This is a genomic window from Roseixanthobacter psychrophilus (assembly GCF_043195195.1).
Taxonomy (GTDB): Bacteria; Pseudomonadota; Alphaproteobacteria; order Rhizobiales; family Xanthobacteraceae; genus NCEH01.
Window position 1 is genome coordinate 1 of record NZ_JBAFWT010000239.1, and the last position, 255, is coordinate 255.

Genomic DNA, 255 nt, shown 5'->3' on the forward strand with positions numbered 1-255 from the left:
TGGGCCTACAGCGTGGTGGCGACCTTCGCGCCGCAGATCTTCCCCGCCACCTTCCGCGCCACCGACGGATCAGTTGCCATCTATTTCGAGGCCGCCGCCGTCATCACCGTGCTGGTGCTGCTGGGGCAGGTGCTGGAACTGCGCGCCCGCGAGCAGACCGGCGGTGCCATCCGCGCCCTGCTCGACCTCGCGCCCAAGACCGCGCGCCGCGTGCGCGACGACGGAACGGACGAGGACGTGGCCCTCGAAATCGTC

At 70.6% G+C, this 255-nt stretch carries 1 pseudogene; it reads left to right on the plus strand.

The window, feature by feature from the left end:
* Positions 1-255 (plus strand): annotated as a pseudogene (locus V5F77_RS29355) (haloacid dehalogenase); the annotation flags it as partial.